This window comes from Frankia sp. CeTa3Moorea (assembly GCF_978021225.1).
The window spans coordinates 1-17,078 of sequence record NZ_CDXDOR010000114.1 but is presented as its reverse complement, the minus strand read 5'-3'; the positions used below and the strand labels follow the sequence as shown (position 1 = coordinate 17,078).

Sequence of the window (17,078 nt, the reverse complement as noted above, 5' to 3'; positions counted from 1 at the left end):
GCCCACCACTTCCGGAGCCTGCCGTGACCGCCACCTACGCCCTGACCCTGCCCCGGCGTCCAATTCCGGCCCCCGCAATGCGCCGCCTTCCCGTCACCCCCCACGAACCGCCCTATGACGACGAGGCCGGACCCTCGCCGGCCGGCGCCTCGACCGGCTCGTCGACAAGGCCGCCCCGACCCCGGGTGCGGCCGGCCGGACGCACCACCGCCGATCGTCCAGGCCGGCCCGTGACCGCCCCGGGAGGCGGCGGACGCCGCCGCGGCGGCCCGGCGGGACCCGGCGGGCCGCCGCGCGGCCGTGGCGGCGCGGACGGCCAGACCGAGCCCGGTGGCACGACGACGGTCGATCGGACTCCTCGGCACCTCGCCATGCCCGAACGCACGGTCACGGGCACAGGAACGGGATCAGCGGCGTCACACGTGGTGCCGGGTCTCGAACCGGTAGCCGGTCCGCGGCCGGGGCGCCCCGCCGGGAGCCGGACGAACCCACCGCCCCGGGAAACGGCGGTGGTCATCGTCAGAGCGATCGTCGAGACGCTCGGCGGAGTGCGCCCGGCCTCGCATCTCGCCGGATGGACGACGCCCCGCCTGCAGAACGATCTCGAACGCATCGTCGCCCAGACCATGGATCGCAGGCGGAGTCAGGTCCGCAGCGTACGGGTCAGCGAACCGCGACCCGGAGTCGCCGAGGTCTCGGCGGTCATCAGCCGAGGTGCCCGGGTGGCCGCACTCGCGCTGCGCATGGAGTCGTCCGGCGGACGCTGGCGGGTGACAACCCTGCAGGTGGGTTAGCGCGGCCACCGGCTCCAGGGATGGATCACTCGGCGTTGCGGCGCGCCGGGTCGCCGTGGCAGCGCTTGTACTTGCGGCCTGACCCACACGGGCAGGGCGCATTGCGAGCGGGACGCGTGCCCGCACCGGGGTGCGCCGTGCCGGCCTCGCCGCGGGCGGCGCTGAGCGCACCGTTTCCAGCCGGGCGGCCCAGTCCCGACCCGCCGTCCACCGTCGTGACCGGCCCGGATCCACCGTCGACTGACGGCGCGGTGTAGCGCAGGCCACCGGTCGGCCGCCGCGGCTCAAGCCCCTTGACGAAGACCGGCGGCGGTGCGGACGGAACCGGTGAAGGGGGTGGCGGAGTCTGGTCGGCCGCCGCGGGGCGAGCGGGCTGCGCGTCCGCGACGGGCCCGGCGCCGCCCGGGATCGTCGGCACCACCGGAGCGGGCAGGGTCGCGGCTCCGGCCGGCGGTGCGGGAGCGGCGGACGCGACCGGCTCGACGCCCACCGGCGCGGCGGCCTCCTCCTGCCCCGCGACCTGAACCTCGACGTTGAACAGCAGCCGGACGGATTCCTCCTTGATACCCTCCATCATCGTCTGGAACATGTCGAAACCCTCACGTTGGTACTCGACCAACGGGTCCCGCTGTCCCATCGCCCGCAGCCCGATGCCCTCTTGCAGGTAGTCCATTTCGTAGAGGTGCTCGCGCCACTTTCGGTCCAAGACCGCGAGGACGACCCGTCGCTCCAGCTCCCGCATGATCGGTTCGCTGTCGGGGCCGTCGCCGAGGTCGAGTTCCCGCCGGTCGTACGCCTCCTGCGCGTCGACCTGGATGTCCTCGAGCAGATGATCGGCAGTGAGCCCGTCACGATCATCGACATCGGGTGCCACCACACCGACCGGGTAGAGCTGCCCGAGCGCCGTCCAGAGCGTGTCGAGATCCCACTCCTCCGGGTACCCGTCGGCGGTGGCTCCGCGCACGTACCCCTCGACGGTGTCGTCGACGAAGTGACGCACCTGCTCGTGGAGATCAGCACCGCCGAGAACCTTGCGGCGCTCCTCATAGATCACGGTGCGCTGCTTGTTCATGACCTCGTCGTACTTGAGGACGTTCTTGCGGATCTCGAAGTTCTGCCCCTCGACCTGGGTCTGGGCCGACCGGATCGCCCGAGTCACGATCTTCGATTCGATCGGGACGTCCTCGGGGATGTTCAGCCGATCCATGATGCCCTCGACCGCGGCCGCGTTGAACAACCGCATGAGATCGTCGCCGAGGGAAAGGTAGAAGCGCGACTCACCGCGGTCGCCCTGCCGGCCGGCCCGGCCACGCAGCTGGTTGTCGATGCGCCGGGACTCGTGCCGCTCGGTGCCGAGCACGTACAGGCCGCCGGCGTCGACGACCTCCTCGTGCTCGGCCTTCACCGACTGCCTGGCCTTCTCCAGGGCCTCCTGCCAGGCCGCCTCATAGTCCTCGGGGGTCTCAATCGGCGAGAGGCCGCGCTGGCGCAGCTCGGCCTGGGCAATGAACTCCGGGTTGCCGCCGAGCATGATGTCCGTACCACGACCGGCCATGTTCGTCGCCACCGTGACGGCGCCCTTGCGGCCCGCCTCGGCGATGATGGCCGCCTCCCGCTCGTGGTGCTTGGCGTTGAGCACCTCGTGCGGCACACCACGCTTGCGGAGCTGCTTCGAGAGGTACTCGGACTTCTCGACGCTGGTGGTGCCGACCAGGACCGGCTGGCCCTTCTCGTGCCGCTCGGCGATGTCCTCCACCACGGCGTCGAACTTCGCGATCTCGGTCTTGTAGACGACGTCCGGCTGGTCGAGCCGGACCATCGGCTTGTTCGTCGGGATGGGGACGACCCCGAGCGAGTAGATCTGGTGGAACTCGGCCGCCTCGGTCATGGCGGTACCGGTCATGCCGGAGAGCTTGCCGTAGAGCCGGAAGTAGTTCTGCAGCGTGATCGTCGCGAGGGTCTGGTTCTCCTGTTTGATCTCGACCTTTTCTTTGGCCTCGATCGCCTGGTGCATTCCCTCGCTGTAGCGACGGCCGTGGAGCACGCGGCCGGTGAACTCGTCGACGATGAGAACCTCACCGTCGGTAACGATGTAGTCCTTGTCCCGCTTGTAGAGCTCCTTGGCCTTCAGTGAATTGTTCAGGTAGCCCACGAGCGGGGTGTTCACCGATTCGTAGAGGTTCTCGATGCCGAGCTGGTCCTCGACCTTCTCGACCCCGGACTCGGTGATGGCCACCGTCCGCTTGCCCTCTTCGACCTCGTAGTCGACATCGCGTTCGAGCAGCGGAGCGATCCGGGCAAACTCCGTGTACCACCTGGTCGGATGATCCGCCGGACCGCTGATGATCAACGGCGTGCGGGCCTCGTCGATGAGGATGGAGTCCACCTCGTCGACGACCGCGAAGTTGTGGCCACGCTGGACGAGTTCCTCCGAGCTCCAGGCCATGTTGTCACGGAGGTAGTCGAACCCGAACTCGTTGTTGGTGCCGTAGGTGATGTCGCAGGCGTACTGGGCCCGCCGGACCGGCGGCGGCATCTGCGGATGGATCACCCCGACGGTGAGGCCGAGGAAACGATGGACCCGTCCCATGTTCTCGGCGTCGCGCTGGGCGAGGTAGTCGTTGACGGTGATGACGTGCACACCCTTACCGGCCAGCGCGTTGAGGTAGGTCGGGAGGGTCGAGACCAGCGTCTTGCCCTCACCGGTCTTCATCTCGGCGATGTTGCCAAGATGAAGGGCCGCGCCCCCCATGACCTGCACATCGAAATGCCGCTGGCCCAGCGTGCGCCGCGCTGCCTCCCGCACGGCGGCAAAGGCCTCGGGCAGCAGGTCGTCGAGGGTCTCCCCCCCGTCCGCGAGCCGCTGGCGGAACTCGTCGGTCATGCCTCGCAGTTCACCGTCGGACAGGCCGGTGAAGTCATCCTCGATCAGGTTCACCTGCTCGGCGATCGCCTTGAGCTTGCGCAGGATCCGGCCCTCGCCGGCACGCAAGATCTTGTCTAGTACCACGGGCGAAACTCCTCCGGCAGGCGCGTCGGCGAGGTCACCGACCCCACGATGCTAGCCCTTCGATAGCCGCCTACAACATCCATCCGCGCGCGGTTCCTCCGGCTGGGACCGGTGAGGAGCAGGCGACGGGAAGGGGTGCCGGCGAGGGGCCAGGGGTCGCGCGGACGGGAACGACCAGAACGGGATGACAGCACGGCGTGCATCGTCCGCCCATGCCACGCCGCACTGTCCAACGACCGGGAGCGCGGATGGGTGCCCGGGACCGGCGGCAACGGTGGCGGCCGGTGCAAGGTTGGAGCATGGCACCTCTCGAACCGGCGGAGATCACGGCGGGCCGCCTGCATCTGCGCCCCTGGCACCCCCGGGACGCCGACGCCGTACACCAGGCCTGCCAGGACCCGGAGATAAGCCGGTGGACGAGAGTCCCGACGCCGTATCTGTACCAACACGCGGTGGACTTCGTCTCACGCCAGTCGCCGCAGAGCTGGGCCAGCGGGACCGGGGCACTGTTCGCGGTGGTGGATGCCACGACCGAGCAGCTCCTTGCCTCGGTCGGACTGGCGGATCTCTCCGGCGACGGCGATGCGAAGATTGGTTACTGGTGCGCGGCGCCGACGCGCGGGCGGGGAGTGACCTCCCAGGCCGTTGCCGCGCTGACCCGCTGGGGTTTCAGAGCTCTGGGGCTGGCCCGGATCGAGTGGCGGGCCGCGGTCGGCAACCTCGCGTCTCGCCGCGTGGCCGAGAAGGCCGGTTTCACCGTGGAGGGCACCCTGCGCCAGGCCCTGCTGCTGGGCGACGGTAACCGGCGGGACTGCTGGGTGGGATCGCTCCTACCGGACGATCCCGCGCCGCGGTGACGCCCCCGACCGGGCCTCAGGTGATCTCGAGCAGCTTCTCCCGGACCGCGTACACGACCGCCTCCATCCTGGAGTGCAGCTGGAGCTTCTCCAGGATGTTCCGGATGTGGTTCTTGACGGTGTTCTCACTGATGTAGAGCTGCTTGGCGATGTCACGGTTGTTCATGCCCTTGGCGACGAGCCGCAGCACCTCCATCTCCCGATCGGTCAGCCGGGGGGTGGGGAGCTGCGGGCGGTCATCCTTGTTTTTGATCATGGCTGCGAACTCGCTGAGCAGCTTCGACGCCATGGACGGGCTGATGAGGCTCTGTCCCCCGTACACAGCGCGGATGTCCGCAGCGACCTCGTCGATAGAGATCTCCTTCAGCAGGTAGCCCATGGCCCCCGCCTTAATCGCGTCGTAGAGGTCGGCCTCCTCGTCGCTGATGGTCAGCATGACGATCTTGGCGCTCGGGACAGCCTCCTTGATGGCGCTCGTGGCGTCGATCCCGCCACGGCGCGGCATCCGCACATCCATGAGCACAATGTCCGGCGCCATCTCCTTAGCCATGGTCACCGCCTCGGCACCATCCGCGGCCTCCCCGACGACCTCGATGTCGACCTCCTGCCCCAGCACCATCTCCAGCCCACGCCGGAACAGCGCATGGTCGTCAACGATCAGCACCCGGATGGGGTTCGCCTCCGATGGCGTCGGCAGCATCTCCTCAGAGCGCTGCTCCTCCACCGTCATCTGACCTCCCTGGACCACTGCCCGCAGCGCACCGCCCCGCGTGCCTCCACGCGGGGCGGTGCGCCGTGTACTCCGACACCCGAGGCAAATAGTCCCACGTCGGCCGGCGGACGCGGCCTTCAGATCGTCTAAACGGCGGCGGCCGAGCTCACGAAGGCGCCCCGGGTTGGCGACGGCCGCTCGTCCCGCTGATCGGCGCCCGCCGGCCCCGACCTGCCGGCCGCCGCCGAACCGGACAACCGGATGACACCGTAGTCGTAACCGACCCGCCGGTAGACGACGCTAGGGAGGCCGAGGTCGACGTCGAGGAAGAGATAGAAATCATGCCCCACCAGTTCCATGTTGGACAGGGCCTCCTCCAGCGACATCGGCTCCGCCTCATGGGTCTTCTCCCGGACGATCAGCGGAGCCTGCTCACTCTGCTCGCCCGCACCGATCCTGGCGGTGGATTCGTCGGCCGGAGCGGCGACGACCGGCCTGGACCCGCCACTGCCACTCCTTCCGGCTGCACCAGCATCCTCGGCACCGGCATCCTCGGCACCGGCCGGTAGGGCAGCCGCCGGCTTCGTGCCCTCCAACGGCATGAGACTGCCGAGCGGGACCGAGGTGATCCCGGTCGGCTTGGCGCCAGCGTGGTTGGCGTGGTGGCGGACCCGCCGGTCGGCGGCCCGGCGCAGCCGCTCGGCCAGTTTGCCGGTGGCCAGGTCGAGGGCGGCGTAGCAGTCGGCCGCGGCGGCCTCGGCCCGGATCACCGGACCCCGTGAGTACACGGTCAGCTCGACTCGGTCGCAGACGTCGGACAGCCGGGGATTGCGTTCCTTCGACAGCTCGACATCCACCCGGATGATGTTGGAGTTCAGCCGTTCCAACTTGGCGAGCTTGGCCTGGACATGATTGCGGAACCGTTCCGGAACCGCGGTGTGCCTGCCCTTGACCACGATGTCCACGCGATCCACCTCCTGTTCGCCTGTCCGGCGCCCACGGCCCTCGCCAAGGCTGCCGACCGTGCGCCGGTGTCTCGGAGCTTCCGGAAGGAACCATCTCCGCGGGGCCGAGACGATCCCCCCGGGCGCCCTATCTACGGTTGTCGCACCTTCCCAACGTTCTACGGCTGGCTGCCCGCATTCGGCTCCCTTCCCTTCAGCGGCGGCGCTACTCCGCCCGCCGGCCCGGTATCCGCACGACGAGTGCACCGCGACCGACAAGCGGTCACTCCCGCTCCGTCGGGCCACTCGGCCGTTGCGCCTACTGCCTGGTCAGGCGGTGCGTACTGGTAGTTTCACCCCGGCGGCCCCGTCAAGGCGAGCAAGCGGTCCCGTCCGCGCGTCGGGCCCGAAGCGGCCACCACGGCGACGGCGCTCGCCCGCAGGGCGCCGGCTCGTAGGGCCCGTACCGCCTCACCCGCCGTGGCTCCCGTCGTCAGTACGTCGTCGACCACGACGATGCACGGGTCCGCGGGAGGCCCGTCCGAGAGATCGTCGGCGGCCCGCACCAGCCGGGCCGTGCGGGCGGGACCGACCAAGCCGAAGGCGCCCGTGAGGTTGACGAACCGTGCCACCGCCCCCAGCCCGGCCTGGTCCGCCGTGTGCCGCACCGGCCGCAGCACGGGAGCGATTCCGACCCGGTGCCCGCGTCGGCGCAGGACCGCGGCCGCCACGGAACACAGCAGCTCGAGGTGGTCGAAACCACGCCGACGCCGCGCGGCGCGGTTCGAAGGCACCGGGACCAGCACCACACCGCGCCCGCGAGGACGGAGACCGGGATGCACGTCGGTGGCACCCACCGCGCCCGACGACACCGCCCGCGCCACCGCGCGGGCGAGCGCGCCGCCCAGCGGACCGGCCAGGTCGCGCCGGCCACGCTCCTTGTAGGCGAGAAGGAGCGCCCGGACCCGGTCGGCGTAGCGGGCGGCGGCCAGGCACGGGGGCAGCCCTCGCCGCCACGGGGTGGCCAGGGAGCCCGCGGCGGCGAGGAACACGGGACCACGAAGCTCGGCGACACACGCCGGGCACGCCGATGCCCCCCAGTCGCCGCATCCGGCGCAGGCAAGCGGCATGATCAGATCAGCGAGGATCGCGAGATTCCTGGTGAGCAGGGACAACGTGGCTCGAGGCATGACAGGAAGGATCAGCCGCGGGCCGCGGGCCGACCAGCCCCGAGTGGTGATCTGTGGATACCGCCCCCGGCAGTCGTGAAGCGGCTGTGGACAACCCTGGGCGACTCGGTCGGCGACCGGCCCCGCAGCCGAGGTGGTGCGCGGCCCAGCCGGCACATCCCGGCCAGCACATCCCGGCCAGACCGCGTAATTCCGCCGGCATCCCCAGCATCCATCCCGGCCGAGAGCACAGAATCCTCATAGTGGCCGCAGCATGCCCACCACAAGCACGGCATCCTTACCTCGACACACCGAACCTCGACACCGACTGCGACGAGTGGAGACACACCGATGGCCGACGGACCCGGTTGGGCCTCGCCCGGCACACCGCCACCCGGCGCCCCGCAGGGCCCGTGGGGACAGTGGCGGTGGGGCCCAGCCGTCCCGAAACCGGGCATCATCCCGCTGCGCCCCCTCGCTCTGGGCGAGATCCTGGACGGCACGTTCGCCACGATCCGCACGAATCCCGGCGCGACCGTCGGGGTGACGGTGGCGGCCGCGGCGGTGGTGGAGACGGTGTCCACCACCGTCGCGATCAGCGGCGAGGACGCGTCGCCGGGCGCCAGGGCCGCCATCACCGTCGCGATGCTCGGTCTCGATCTCATCCTCGGGCTCTTCCTTTCCGGGGTGCTCAGCGTCGTGGTGAGCGAGGCGACCCTGGGGAGCCGAATCACCACGATCGACGCGGTCCGACGGGTCGCGCCACGGCTGCCCGGCCTGCTCGGCCTCACGGTCATCGTGGCGCTGTCGGTGGTGCTGGGGCTGATCGCGCTGCTGGTCGGGGCGATCGTCGTCGGGGTCTACCTGGCGCTGGCCACGCCCGCGTACGTCCTCGAGGGCGGCACCGTGCGCGACGCGCTGCGACGGTCAATCGCGATCGTGCGTGGATCATGGTGGCGAACGTTCGGTATCCTGCTGCTCGCCATGCTGGTGGCGGGGTTCCTCGGTGCGATCTTCGCCATCGCCGCCAGCATCGTGATGGCCTCCTCCGAGTCGGTGTTCGGCGACCCGATCAGGGGTAACCTCACTGTCACCGGCTACATCGTCCAGGCGATCGGCAGTCTGCTCGCTACCACGATCTCCACACCGATCGTCTCCGGAGCCGTCGTCCTGCTCTACGTCGACCTCAGGATCAGACGCGAGGGTCTGGACGTGACCCTCGCCGAGGCGGCCCGCGCCCGCACCGCCGGCCTGCGGCCCTCCGGATGACGCTCGGTGGTCCCGTCACTCGGGACGGAGCTCGGGAGGAGGCTCGGCGGGAACTTTCCAAGCACATCTACAGGAGTCCCGAACCCAGCTGGTGGAGCCGGGCGGTCCGGTGGATCGACGACAAGATCGGGGATCTGGTCCACTGGCTGCTCCCTGGCGGAGACGGCCTCGGCGGAGGGCCGGGTGGTCTCGGGGTCCTCGCGCTCGTCCTCGTACTGGTCGTCGTGGCGGTGGCGCTACGGTGGTGGCTCGGCCCGGTGCGCCGCGGCGCGCGTACCAGGCGGGAGGATGACGACCTGTCCAGTTCGTCGACCGCGGCGCAGTTGCGCGCCGAGGCGGACGGCCACGCCGCCCGCGGAGCCTACGCCGAGGCGGTCCGGTCCCGGCTACGGGCCATCGTGCGGATGCTGGAGGAGAAGGGCGTGCTCGACCCGCGCCCCGGCCGTACGGCCGGTGAACTCGTCGAGGACGTGGCGAGGATCGCGCCGTCCCCCGATGGGGGGCATCCCCGGGGCGGAACGGACCGGCCGGGCGCGGCGGGCGATGGACCCGGCACGGCGCTCGAGCCGGCCGCGGCGCTCGCCGCGGCGGTCGAGGTCTTCAGCGAGATCTGGTACGGCGGGCGCCCGGCGTCCGCGGCCGGCTACCAGGTCCTGGTCGAGGCCGACCGCGCCCTGGCCCAGCTGCGTCGCGGCACCGGGGGCACCGGCGGCACCGGCAGCGCAGACACCCTCGCGGTCCCGGCATGACCATCCCCGGCGCCCCGGCGATCATCGGCGACCATCTCGGTGGCGGCGGGACGGCGGGCGGCGGGACCGCCGGCGGCCGGTCCGGGCGGGGGTCGCCGAGCGCGTTGCGCAGCGGTCCCAGGCCCCCGGCGGTGCGCCGCGGGATCCTCGTGGTGGCCGTCCTCGGCGTCCTGGTCCTCTGTTACGTGGTCGTCTCGGCGCTGGCCGGGCGGCCCGGCGGCCCGGCCTACCTGAACGTGGCCTCCGCCGAGCCCGGAGGAACCCGGGCCCTGGCCGAGATCCTGCGGGCACGCGGGATCATCGTGTCCGCCACGGACAACCCTTCCGGCGGCCGGCAGCAGGTGCCGAACCCCGGTGGTCCGGGCGGCGGGGTCGGTCCAGCCGGGGCGGGTGACAGAGCGACGCTGGTCGTCGTCCATCCGGGACGGCTCACCCATGACGAGCTGATCGCCCTGCTCGGACGGGTCTGGCAGGGCGCCGACGTCGTCCTCGTGGCACCGGGCGCCACGGTGCTCGGTGCCCTGGATGTCGGGGTGGTCACGGCAGACTCCGAGCCCGGCGGCAAACTCGGCGCCGGGCTCGGCGGCGAGCAGAGCGATCCGCGGTGCCTCCTGCCCGAGGCGACCACGGCCGGAACAACCTCGATCGGCGCCGACGAGACCTTCACCCGCCAGGGCGACGGAGCCGGTCCCGGCGATATGGCGGTCTCGTTGTGCTACGGCGACCCGCCCGGCGAGGCGCGCCTCGCCGGGCTGACCCTCACCCGATCGGGCTCACCACGCGTCAGTGGCGGGCGGCTGGTGCTGCTCGGCTCGGCGGGGTTCCTCACCAACGAGCACCTCGACCGCACGGGGAACGCGGCGCTGGCCCTCGGCCTGCTCGCCCGGCAACCCGTGCTGTCCTGGATCACACCCGACGCGGGCGGGGCCGGCGGGGTCGGCACGAAAAGCATGGTGGATCTGCTGCCGTCCGCCTTCTGGTGGGCCTTTCTGCACATCGTCGTCGTCCTGGCGCTGCTGGCGCTGTGGCGTGGCCGGCGGCTCGGGCCGCCGGTGCCGGAGCCCCTCCCGGTGGTCGTCCGGGCGGCCGAGACGGTCGAGGGACGCGGGCGACTGTACGCGGCGGCACACGCCCGGGACAGGACCGCCGACGCGCTGCGGGCCGGGACGCGCGTCCGGCTGGCCGAACGGATGGGCCTGCCCCTGGCCTGGACCCCCGCCGGTTCCCTGAGCCCCGATCCCGTCACTCTGGTGACCGCTGCCAGCGAGCAGACAGGACGGTCACCCTCGGAGATCGGATCGCTCCTGTACGGTTCGGGCATGCCGCCGCAGACCGCCGGACCGCCCGGTCACCTCGGGCGGGCCAGGGACTGGTACCAGTCAGGCCGCTACCCGGCCGAGAACGGACAGCGGCCGGCATCCGGCGAGTCCGGACGGTATCGCGACGGCGGATCCGAGCGGACCGCCGCAGCGGGCGTTCCCCGGGCCGGCCTCGGCGCCCCTCGACGCGATACGCAGGACGCGGCGCTGCTGGCGCTGGCCCACGCGCTCGACGAGCTCGATCGACAGGTAGGCCTACGGTGACATCCCCACGCATCGACGCGCCGACGGCAGCCCCCCCGCCCTCGACCGCATCGTCGTCCGCCGCGGCGCCGGGCCCGGGAGAGCAGCCGGCACCACCGGACGCCCAGACGGCCCGCCGAGCCCTGATCGCGCTGCGCGGTGAGGTGGCCAAGGCGGTGATTGGTCAGGACGCGGCGGTCAGCGGGCTCGTCATCGCCCTGCTGTGCCGGGGACACGCGCTGCTCGAGGGGGTGCCCGGCGTCGCGAAGACGCTGCTGGTCCGCACGCTCGCGACCGCGTTGGCACTGGACACCAAGCGCCTGCAGTTCACCCCGGACCTCATGCCCGGCGACGTCACCGGCTCGCTGGTGTACGACAACCGCAGTTCCGAGTTCACCTTCCGGGAGGGCCCGGTCTTCACCAACCTCCTGCTGGCCGACGAGATCAACCGGACTCCACCGAAGACGCAGGCCGCTCTGCTGGAGGTGATGGAAGAGCGTCAGGTCAGCGTGGCGGGCGTCCCGCGGCCACTGCCGGCCCCCTTCGCCGTCCTCGCCACCCAAAACCCGATCGAACACGAGGGCACCTATCCGCTTCCCGAGGCGCAGCTCGACCGCTTCCTGGTGAAGGTGACGCTGCCACTGCCACCCCGCGACGACGAGGTCCGTGTCCTCGCCCACCATGCGGGCGGGTTCGACCCCTCCGACCTGCCCGCCGCGGGGGTCCGCCCGGTCGCGGGACCAGCGGACCTCGCGGCCGCCCGCGCCGCGGTGCTCACCGTCGGAGTCCACCCGGAGGTGCTGGCCTACATCGTCGACCTGGCCCGGGCGACCCGCGCGGCACCGTCGGTACAGCTCGGGGTGTCCCCCCGCGGCGCCACCGCGCTGCTGGCGACGACCCGGGCCTGGGCGTGGCTGTCGGGACGCGGCTATGCGACCCCCGACGATGTCAAGGCGCTGGCCCGGGCGACCCTGCGGCACCGGATCAGCCTCCGCCCGGAGGCCGAACTGGACGGCGTGACGGCCGACGTCGTGCTCGAACAGGTACTCGCCACCGTTCCGGTGCCCCGGTAGGCGGAAACGGTGGCGATCACCGGCCGTACCGTCGCGCTGGCCCTGTTCGGGGCGCTGGCCGTCGTCCTGTCCCCCGCCCCGGGCCTGACCCTCGTGCTGGTCGATCTGGTGGTGGTGGGCTTGGTCGCCCTCGACCTCGCCCTGGCGGGTGGGGTCCGCACGCTGGAGTTCAGCCGGTCCGGACCGACCGCCGGGCGGCTGGGTCAGCCCGTTCCGCTGGTGCTCGGCGTCACGAACGGCGGCACCCGCACGGTGCGTGCCCACATCCGCGACGCCTGGCCGCCGTCCTCGGGGTCCCGGCCACGGGAGCACCGGGTCACCGTTCCGGCCGGGGAGCGGCGCTTCCTGGAGACGACGCTGCATCCGGCCCGGCGCGGCGACCGGGAGCCATTCCGCATCACGGTCCGTTCGCTGGGGCCACTCGGCCTCGCCGGCCGGCAGGGACGGCATCACTGCGCATGGCGGGTCCGGGTGCTGCCGCCGTTCACGTCACGCCGCCATCTGCCGGCCGCTCTCGCGCGGCTGCGGGAGGTCGAGGGCGAGGTCGCCATCCGCGGCGCGGGCGCCGGCGCCGAGTTCGACAGCCTGCGGGACTATGTGATCGGCGACGACGTCCGGCTGATCGACTGGCGGGGTACCGCCCGGCGCGGGACCGTCGTCGTCCGCACGTTCCGACCGGAGCGCGACCGCAGGGTCGTCTGCGTACTCGACACGGGTCGGACCTCGGCCGGGCGGATCGGCGATACTCCCCGGCTGGACCATGCGCTCGACGCCGCGCTGCTACTCACCGCGGTGGCGCTGCGCGCGGGTGACCGGGTGGGTCTCGTAGCGCACGACAGCGTTCCCCGGATCACCCTGCCAGGCAGGCACGATCATGGGTTACTCGCCCGGATGAGCGACGCGATGGCCACCCTGGAACCGGCCCTGGTCGAGGCCGATCATGGCGGAATCGTGTCGACGGTACTGCGCGGGACTTCGCGGCGGTCCCTGGTCGTCCTGTTCACCGACCTGGTGCCGGCGGTGATCGAGGAAGGGCTGCTCCCGGCCCTGCCAACGCTGGCCGCGCGGCATACTGTCGTGGTCGCGGCGCTGCGCGACCCGCGCGTGGACGAGATGACGACCGGCCGCGGTGACGTCCGTGAGGTGTACGCGGCCGCGGCGGCCGAACAGACTCTGCTGCGGCGACGGGAGCTCACCGAGACGCTGCGCCGCCGCGGGGTCGAGGTGGTGGACGCACCGCCGAGCAGCTACGCGGCGGCCGTCACCGACACCTACCTCACCCTGAAATCCCTCGGCCGGCTCTAGACGACCACCCAGATCTAGACGACTACCCAGCGAAATCATCGAGGTGATTTCGCGAGGTGCCGGCCGGGCCGGCCGGTGTCCCCCGGGTGGTTCCGTGGCGGTAGACGGTACTCTGACCAGCCTGGTCCAGGGATGGCCGCTGACAAGGCGGCGTCACGGGACATCGCACCGACCGCGTCGCGCTCTTGTCCAGGAGGCCGGTTTCCGCGGTTCTTAGCCGGCCAAGGCACACCATGCCCCTCCCACCGCCCGGCCATGCGCGCGTACAGGTTGTCGCGCTAGGCGGTGACGACCGGCCCGGCTTCGGGCGACTCCTGCTGAACCACGGTCACGGCCACAGAGTCGGCATCGGCGTCGGCGTCGGCATCGGCGTCGGCGTCGGCGTCGGCGAGTGCCGGGTAGTCGGTGTACCCGCGCTCGTCGCCACCGTAGAAGGTGGCGCGGTCCGGCGAGTTGAACGGGCCGCCGGCCGCGAGCCGGACGGGCAGGTCGGGGTTGGCCAGGAACAGCGTCCCGAAACTGAGGATGTCGGTGGTGCCGTTCTCCACGAGCGACAGCTCCTCCGGCCCGGTCGGGTGGTCGGGGGTGAGCGGGTTGAGGATGAGCGGACCGCCGAAGCGCTCCCGCAGCTCTCGGGTCAGCTCGCGCCCGGTGTTCTCCGCAATGTGCAGGTATGCAAGCCCCAGCGGAGCGACCGCGTCCACCAGCGCGACGTAGGTGTCGCGCACGTCATCCTCGGTGATGTCGTTGAAGGTGGTGCCCGGCGAGATCCGCAGGCCGACCCGATGAGCGCCGATCGCGGCGGCGACCGCCCGGGTGACCTCCACAGCGAACCGGATCCGACCCGCCGCCGAGCCGCCCCAGCCGTCGGTGCGCCGGTTGGTGCCCCTGGCAAGGAACTGGTGCACGAGGTAGCCGTTGGCGCCGTGGATCTCGACGCCGTCGAAGCCGGCTTCGACGGCGTTACGGGCCGCGGCGACGAAATCGGTGATGATCTCGATGATGCCCTGCTCGGTCAGCTCGGCCGGGATGACGAAGTCCTGCATACCCTCGCCGGTGAACGCCTGGCCGGCCGGGCGGACCGCCGAGGGGGCCACCGGGACGAGACCGCCCGGCAGCAGGTCCGGATGACTGATGCGACCAGCGTGCATCACCTGGACAAAGATCACTCCGCCGGCCTCGTGCACGGCGCCGGTCACCTGCCGCCAGGCCCGCACCTGCTCCTCACTGTGCAGGCCCGGGGTGTTCGGGTAGCCCTGTCCACCGACGGAGGGCTGGGTGCCCTCGGTGATGAGGAGCCCGGCGCCGGCACGCTGGGCGTAGTAGGTGGCCGTGGCCGGAGCCGGGACTGCGCCGGGGGCCCGGTTACGGGTCATGGGGGCCAGTGCGATGCGGTTTGCCAGGCGAAGTCCGCCCAGATCGATCGGGTCGAACGCGGTGGTCATGAGGCTCCCTCTCGTCGGCGTCACGGCTCACCCCAGGACGCCGCGCATGTACCTACCGAACAGGTACATCGCCGGGCAGCCTTCCCGCCGCCCCAGAAATGTGATGCCCGCCACGGGCCCCGGTCGGCGCGGTCAGGCCACCGGGAGCAGGTCGGCGCCGCCGCGCCCGGTGTCGATGTCACCGGTCTCTCCGGCCGCGGCCGCCCGGCTGCCGTACAGCCGGACGTAAGCGATGAAGCCGCCGAACGCCACCGCGCCGATCCCGATCCGGATCGCCGTGGGCAGCCCCGACGGGGTCACGAACGCCTCGATCAGCCCGGAGACGGCCAGCACGAGCGCCATCCCCATCGTGACGGCCACCGCTGCGCGCCCCTCTGCGGCCAGGGCCTCCACCCGCCTGCGCGGACCCGGTGCAATGATCGTCCAACCGAGACGCAGCCCGACCCCGCCCGCAACGAACACGACCGTGAGCTCCAGCAGGCCGTGCGGGAGGATCAGGCTGAAGAACTGCCCGCTCTCCCCGCAGCTGGTCATGTATCCGCCGACGACGCCGAGATTCAGCGCGTTCAGCAACATGACCAGCAGGGTCGGAAGACCCAGCAGCACCCCGAAGACCACCGCCTGCGCGGACACCCAGGCGTTGTTCGTCCACACCTGACTAGCGAAGGACGAGGCCGGATTCTCGGTGTAGTAGGACGCGAAGCCGTGGCGGCACAGATCCGCGACCGCGTCCGGCGCACGCAGGTTCGCCTGTACCTCGGCGTCGTGCACGACCCACAGACCGACGGCCAGCGCGACGAGCAGGGAGCCGAGCGCCGTCGCGACAGCCCACCATCGGCGTTCGTACACGGCCACCGGAAACGTCACCGCGAAGAAACGACCGACGACGTGCCAGCCGGGGTCAGGTGCGCCGCCCACCGCCGCCCGGCCTCGCGTCACCAGGTTCGTCAGATCGTCGACCAGGGTCGTGTCGTACGACCGGCTGCGGATAACCGAGAGGTGGGTAGCCGCGCGCTGGTACAACTCGACCAGTTCGTCGAGCTCGTCCGGTGCCATCCGCCGCGGCCGGCCGGCCTTGTCGACGAGCCGACCAAGCCGGACCCATTCCGGCCGGTGCACAGCGACGTACGCATCAAGATCCATGACGGCCTCATCCTCCCAGACCGTCGAGATCCTCGCAGACCGTCGAGCCGCACGCGTCCGAACCGTCCTCACCGCCGTCGGCGGCACCACCCGGCGAGGAGGATCGAACCGGGCAGCGTAGGCCATAAAGTGATGTCCGGATACCCATCGAGGTCCCGGGGGGCCCAGATGAACCAGGTCGTCACAGGAAAGGGATCCGCCGGTCTCGCCGGCACGGGTGTCCTCACGGGTGAGGCGATCGTCACAGGTGAAGCGATCACCATCGAACTGCGGGTGGCTCGGCTGGGCTCCCGTCTGATCGCCGGCCTGCTCGACCTGCTCATCCAGCTCTACATCCTCTACGCGGTCGGCGCCGCGGCCCTACTGATCGTGCAGCCCGACAACGACGCCCTGATCGCCACGGTGTTCCTGCTGGTCTATGTCGGCATCGTGCTCGGGTACCCGGTCACCTGCGAGACGCTGACGCGCGGGCGGACCCTCGGCAAGATGGCCCTGGGGCTGCGCGTCGTCCGCGACGACGGAGGTCCCATCCACTTCCGGCACGCGTTCGCCCGGGGTCTGGTCGGGGCGGTCGTCGAACGTCCCGGACTGCTGCTGGGCCTGCCCGCAGTGATCAGCATGCTGGTGTCGAAACACGCGAAGCGGCTGGGGGACGTCTTCGCCGGCACGGTCGTCCTGCAGGCCAGCGTGCCGCGCACTGGCGGAGTGCCGGCGTCCGTCCCGCCCCAGCTCGTCGGCTGGGCCGCCACCCTCGACCTCACCGGGTTGGATGATGCTCTGGCCCTGCGTGCCCGCCAGTTCCTCGGCCGGGCGCACGAGCTGTCCCCGCAGGCCCTCGAACGCCTCGGCAGCGGGCTGGTCCGGGAGGTGCGAGCCGTCGTGACACCACCGCCGCCGCCCGGCACGCCGGGCTGGGCCTACCTGTCCGCCGTGCTGGCCGAGCGAACCCGGCGTGCCTACCACCGGCTGACGGCGAACCGGCCGAGATCGACACCCTCCCCCGCCTTCGCCCCGTACCCGGGTGCCCAGTACCCGACGGCCCAATC

The 17,078-nt window shown here is 71.4% G+C and carries 14 protein-coding genes; 8 read left to right on the top strand and 6 right to left on the bottom strand.

Annotated features, from left to right (window positions below):
* Positions 1-794 (top strand): Rv3235 family protein (locus AC08OV_RS17945; RefSeq protein ID WP_476619982.1); only part of this gene is annotated, 794 nt, incomplete at its 5' end.
* A 25-nt stretch (positions 795-819) separates the two neighbouring features.
* Here AC08OV_RS17945 and secA read toward each other — a convergent pair.
* Complete coding sequence (gene secA / locus AC08OV_RS17940) at positions 820-3,804, bottom strand: preprotein translocase subunit SecA (RefSeq protein WP_476613523.1); 2,985 nt, start codon at positions 3,802-3,804, stop codon at positions 820-822.
* Positions 3,805-4,103: 299 nt separating this feature from the next.
* On the opposite strand from secA, the gene AC08OV_RS17935 reads away from it, so the two are divergent.
* A complete protein-coding gene (locus tag AC08OV_RS17935; RefSeq protein ID WP_476613524.1) occupies positions 4,104-4,661 on the top strand; it encodes a GNAT family N-acetyltransferase in 558 nt (185 codons plus the stop codon).
* A gap of 16 nt (positions 4,662-4,677) precedes the next feature.
* On the opposite strand, the gene AC08OV_RS17930 is transcribed toward AC08OV_RS17935, so the two are convergent.
* The 3 genes from AC08OV_RS17930 to AC08OV_RS17920 form a co-directional block, all read right to left on the bottom strand.
* A complete protein-coding gene (locus AC08OV_RS17930; protein WP_011435218.1) occupies positions 4,678-5,391 on the bottom strand; it encodes a response regulator in 714 nt (237 codons plus the stop codon).
* A 128-nt stretch (positions 5,392-5,519) separates the two neighbouring features.
* On the bottom strand, positions 5,520-6,338 hold the full coding sequence (gene hpf / locus AC08OV_RS17925; RefSeq protein WP_476613525.1) for a ribosome hibernation-promoting factor, HPF/YfiA family: 819 nt from the start codon (positions 6,336-6,338) through the stop codon (positions 5,520-5,522).
* Positions 6,339-6,670: 332 nt separating this feature from the next.
* A complete protein-coding gene (locus AC08OV_RS17920; RefSeq protein ID WP_476613526.1) occupies positions 6,671-7,507 on the bottom strand; it encodes a ComF family protein in 837 nt (278 codons plus the stop codon).
* A 330-nt stretch (positions 7,508-7,837) separates the two neighbouring features.
* On the opposite strand from AC08OV_RS17920, the gene AC08OV_RS17915 reads away from it, so the two are divergent.
* From AC08OV_RS17915 to AC08OV_RS17895, 5 genes are read left to right on the top strand one after another with little or no spacing between them, the layout of a single operon-like run.
* Positions 7,838-8,755, top strand: coding sequence for a DUF7847 domain-containing protein (locus tag AC08OV_RS17915; protein WP_462187735.1), 918 nt, complete (start codon positions 7,838-7,840; stop codon positions 8,753-8,755).
* A complete protein-coding gene (locus AC08OV_RS17910; RefSeq protein ID WP_476613527.1) occupies positions 8,752-9,504 on the top strand; it encodes a DUF4129 domain-containing protein in 753 nt (250 codons plus the stop codon). The genes AC08OV_RS17915 and AC08OV_RS17910 overlap by 4 nt, the downstream gene beginning before the upstream one ends.
* Positions 9,501-11,087 carry a DUF4350 domain-containing protein gene (locus AC08OV_RS17905; RefSeq protein WP_476613528.1) on the top strand — a complete coding sequence of 529 codons (1,587 nt, stop codon included), beginning with the start codon at positions 9,501-9,503 and terminating at the stop codon, positions 11,085-11,087. Before AC08OV_RS17910 ends, AC08OV_RS17905 begins: the two co-directional genes overlap by 4 nt.
* Positions 11,084-12,139 (top strand): AAA family ATPase, encoded by a 1,056-nt coding sequence (locus tag AC08OV_RS17900; protein ID WP_462187738.1) that lies wholly within the window; start codon positions 11,084-11,086, stop codon positions 12,137-12,139. The genes AC08OV_RS17905 and AC08OV_RS17900 overlap by 4 nt, the downstream gene beginning before the upstream one ends.
* Before the next feature lie 9 nt (positions 12,140-12,148).
* Positions 12,149-13,444 (top strand): DUF58 domain-containing protein, encoded by a 1,296-nt coding sequence (locus AC08OV_RS17895; protein ID WP_476613529.1) that lies wholly within the window; start codon positions 12,149-12,151, stop codon positions 13,442-13,444.
* 278 nt (positions 13,445-13,722) lie between these two features.
* Here AC08OV_RS17895 and AC08OV_RS17890 read toward each other — a convergent pair whose 3' ends face one another.
* Positions 13,723-14,889, bottom strand: a complete 1,167-nt coding sequence (locus AC08OV_RS17890; RefSeq protein WP_476613530.1) for an alkene reductase — start codon at positions 14,887-14,889, stop codon at positions 13,723-13,725.
* A 132-nt stretch (positions 14,890-15,021) separates the two neighbouring features.
* Complete coding sequence (locus tag AC08OV_RS17885) at positions 15,022-16,032, bottom strand: stage II sporulation protein M (RefSeq protein WP_476613531.1); 1,011 nt, start codon at positions 16,030-16,032, stop codon at positions 15,022-15,024.
* A gap of 168 nt (positions 16,033-16,200) precedes the next feature.
* Between AC08OV_RS17885 and AC08OV_RS17880 the strand changes: the two genes are divergently transcribed.
* Positions 16,201-17,078 (top strand): RDD family protein (locus AC08OV_RS17880; protein WP_476619981.1); only part of this gene is annotated, 878 nt, incomplete at its 3' end.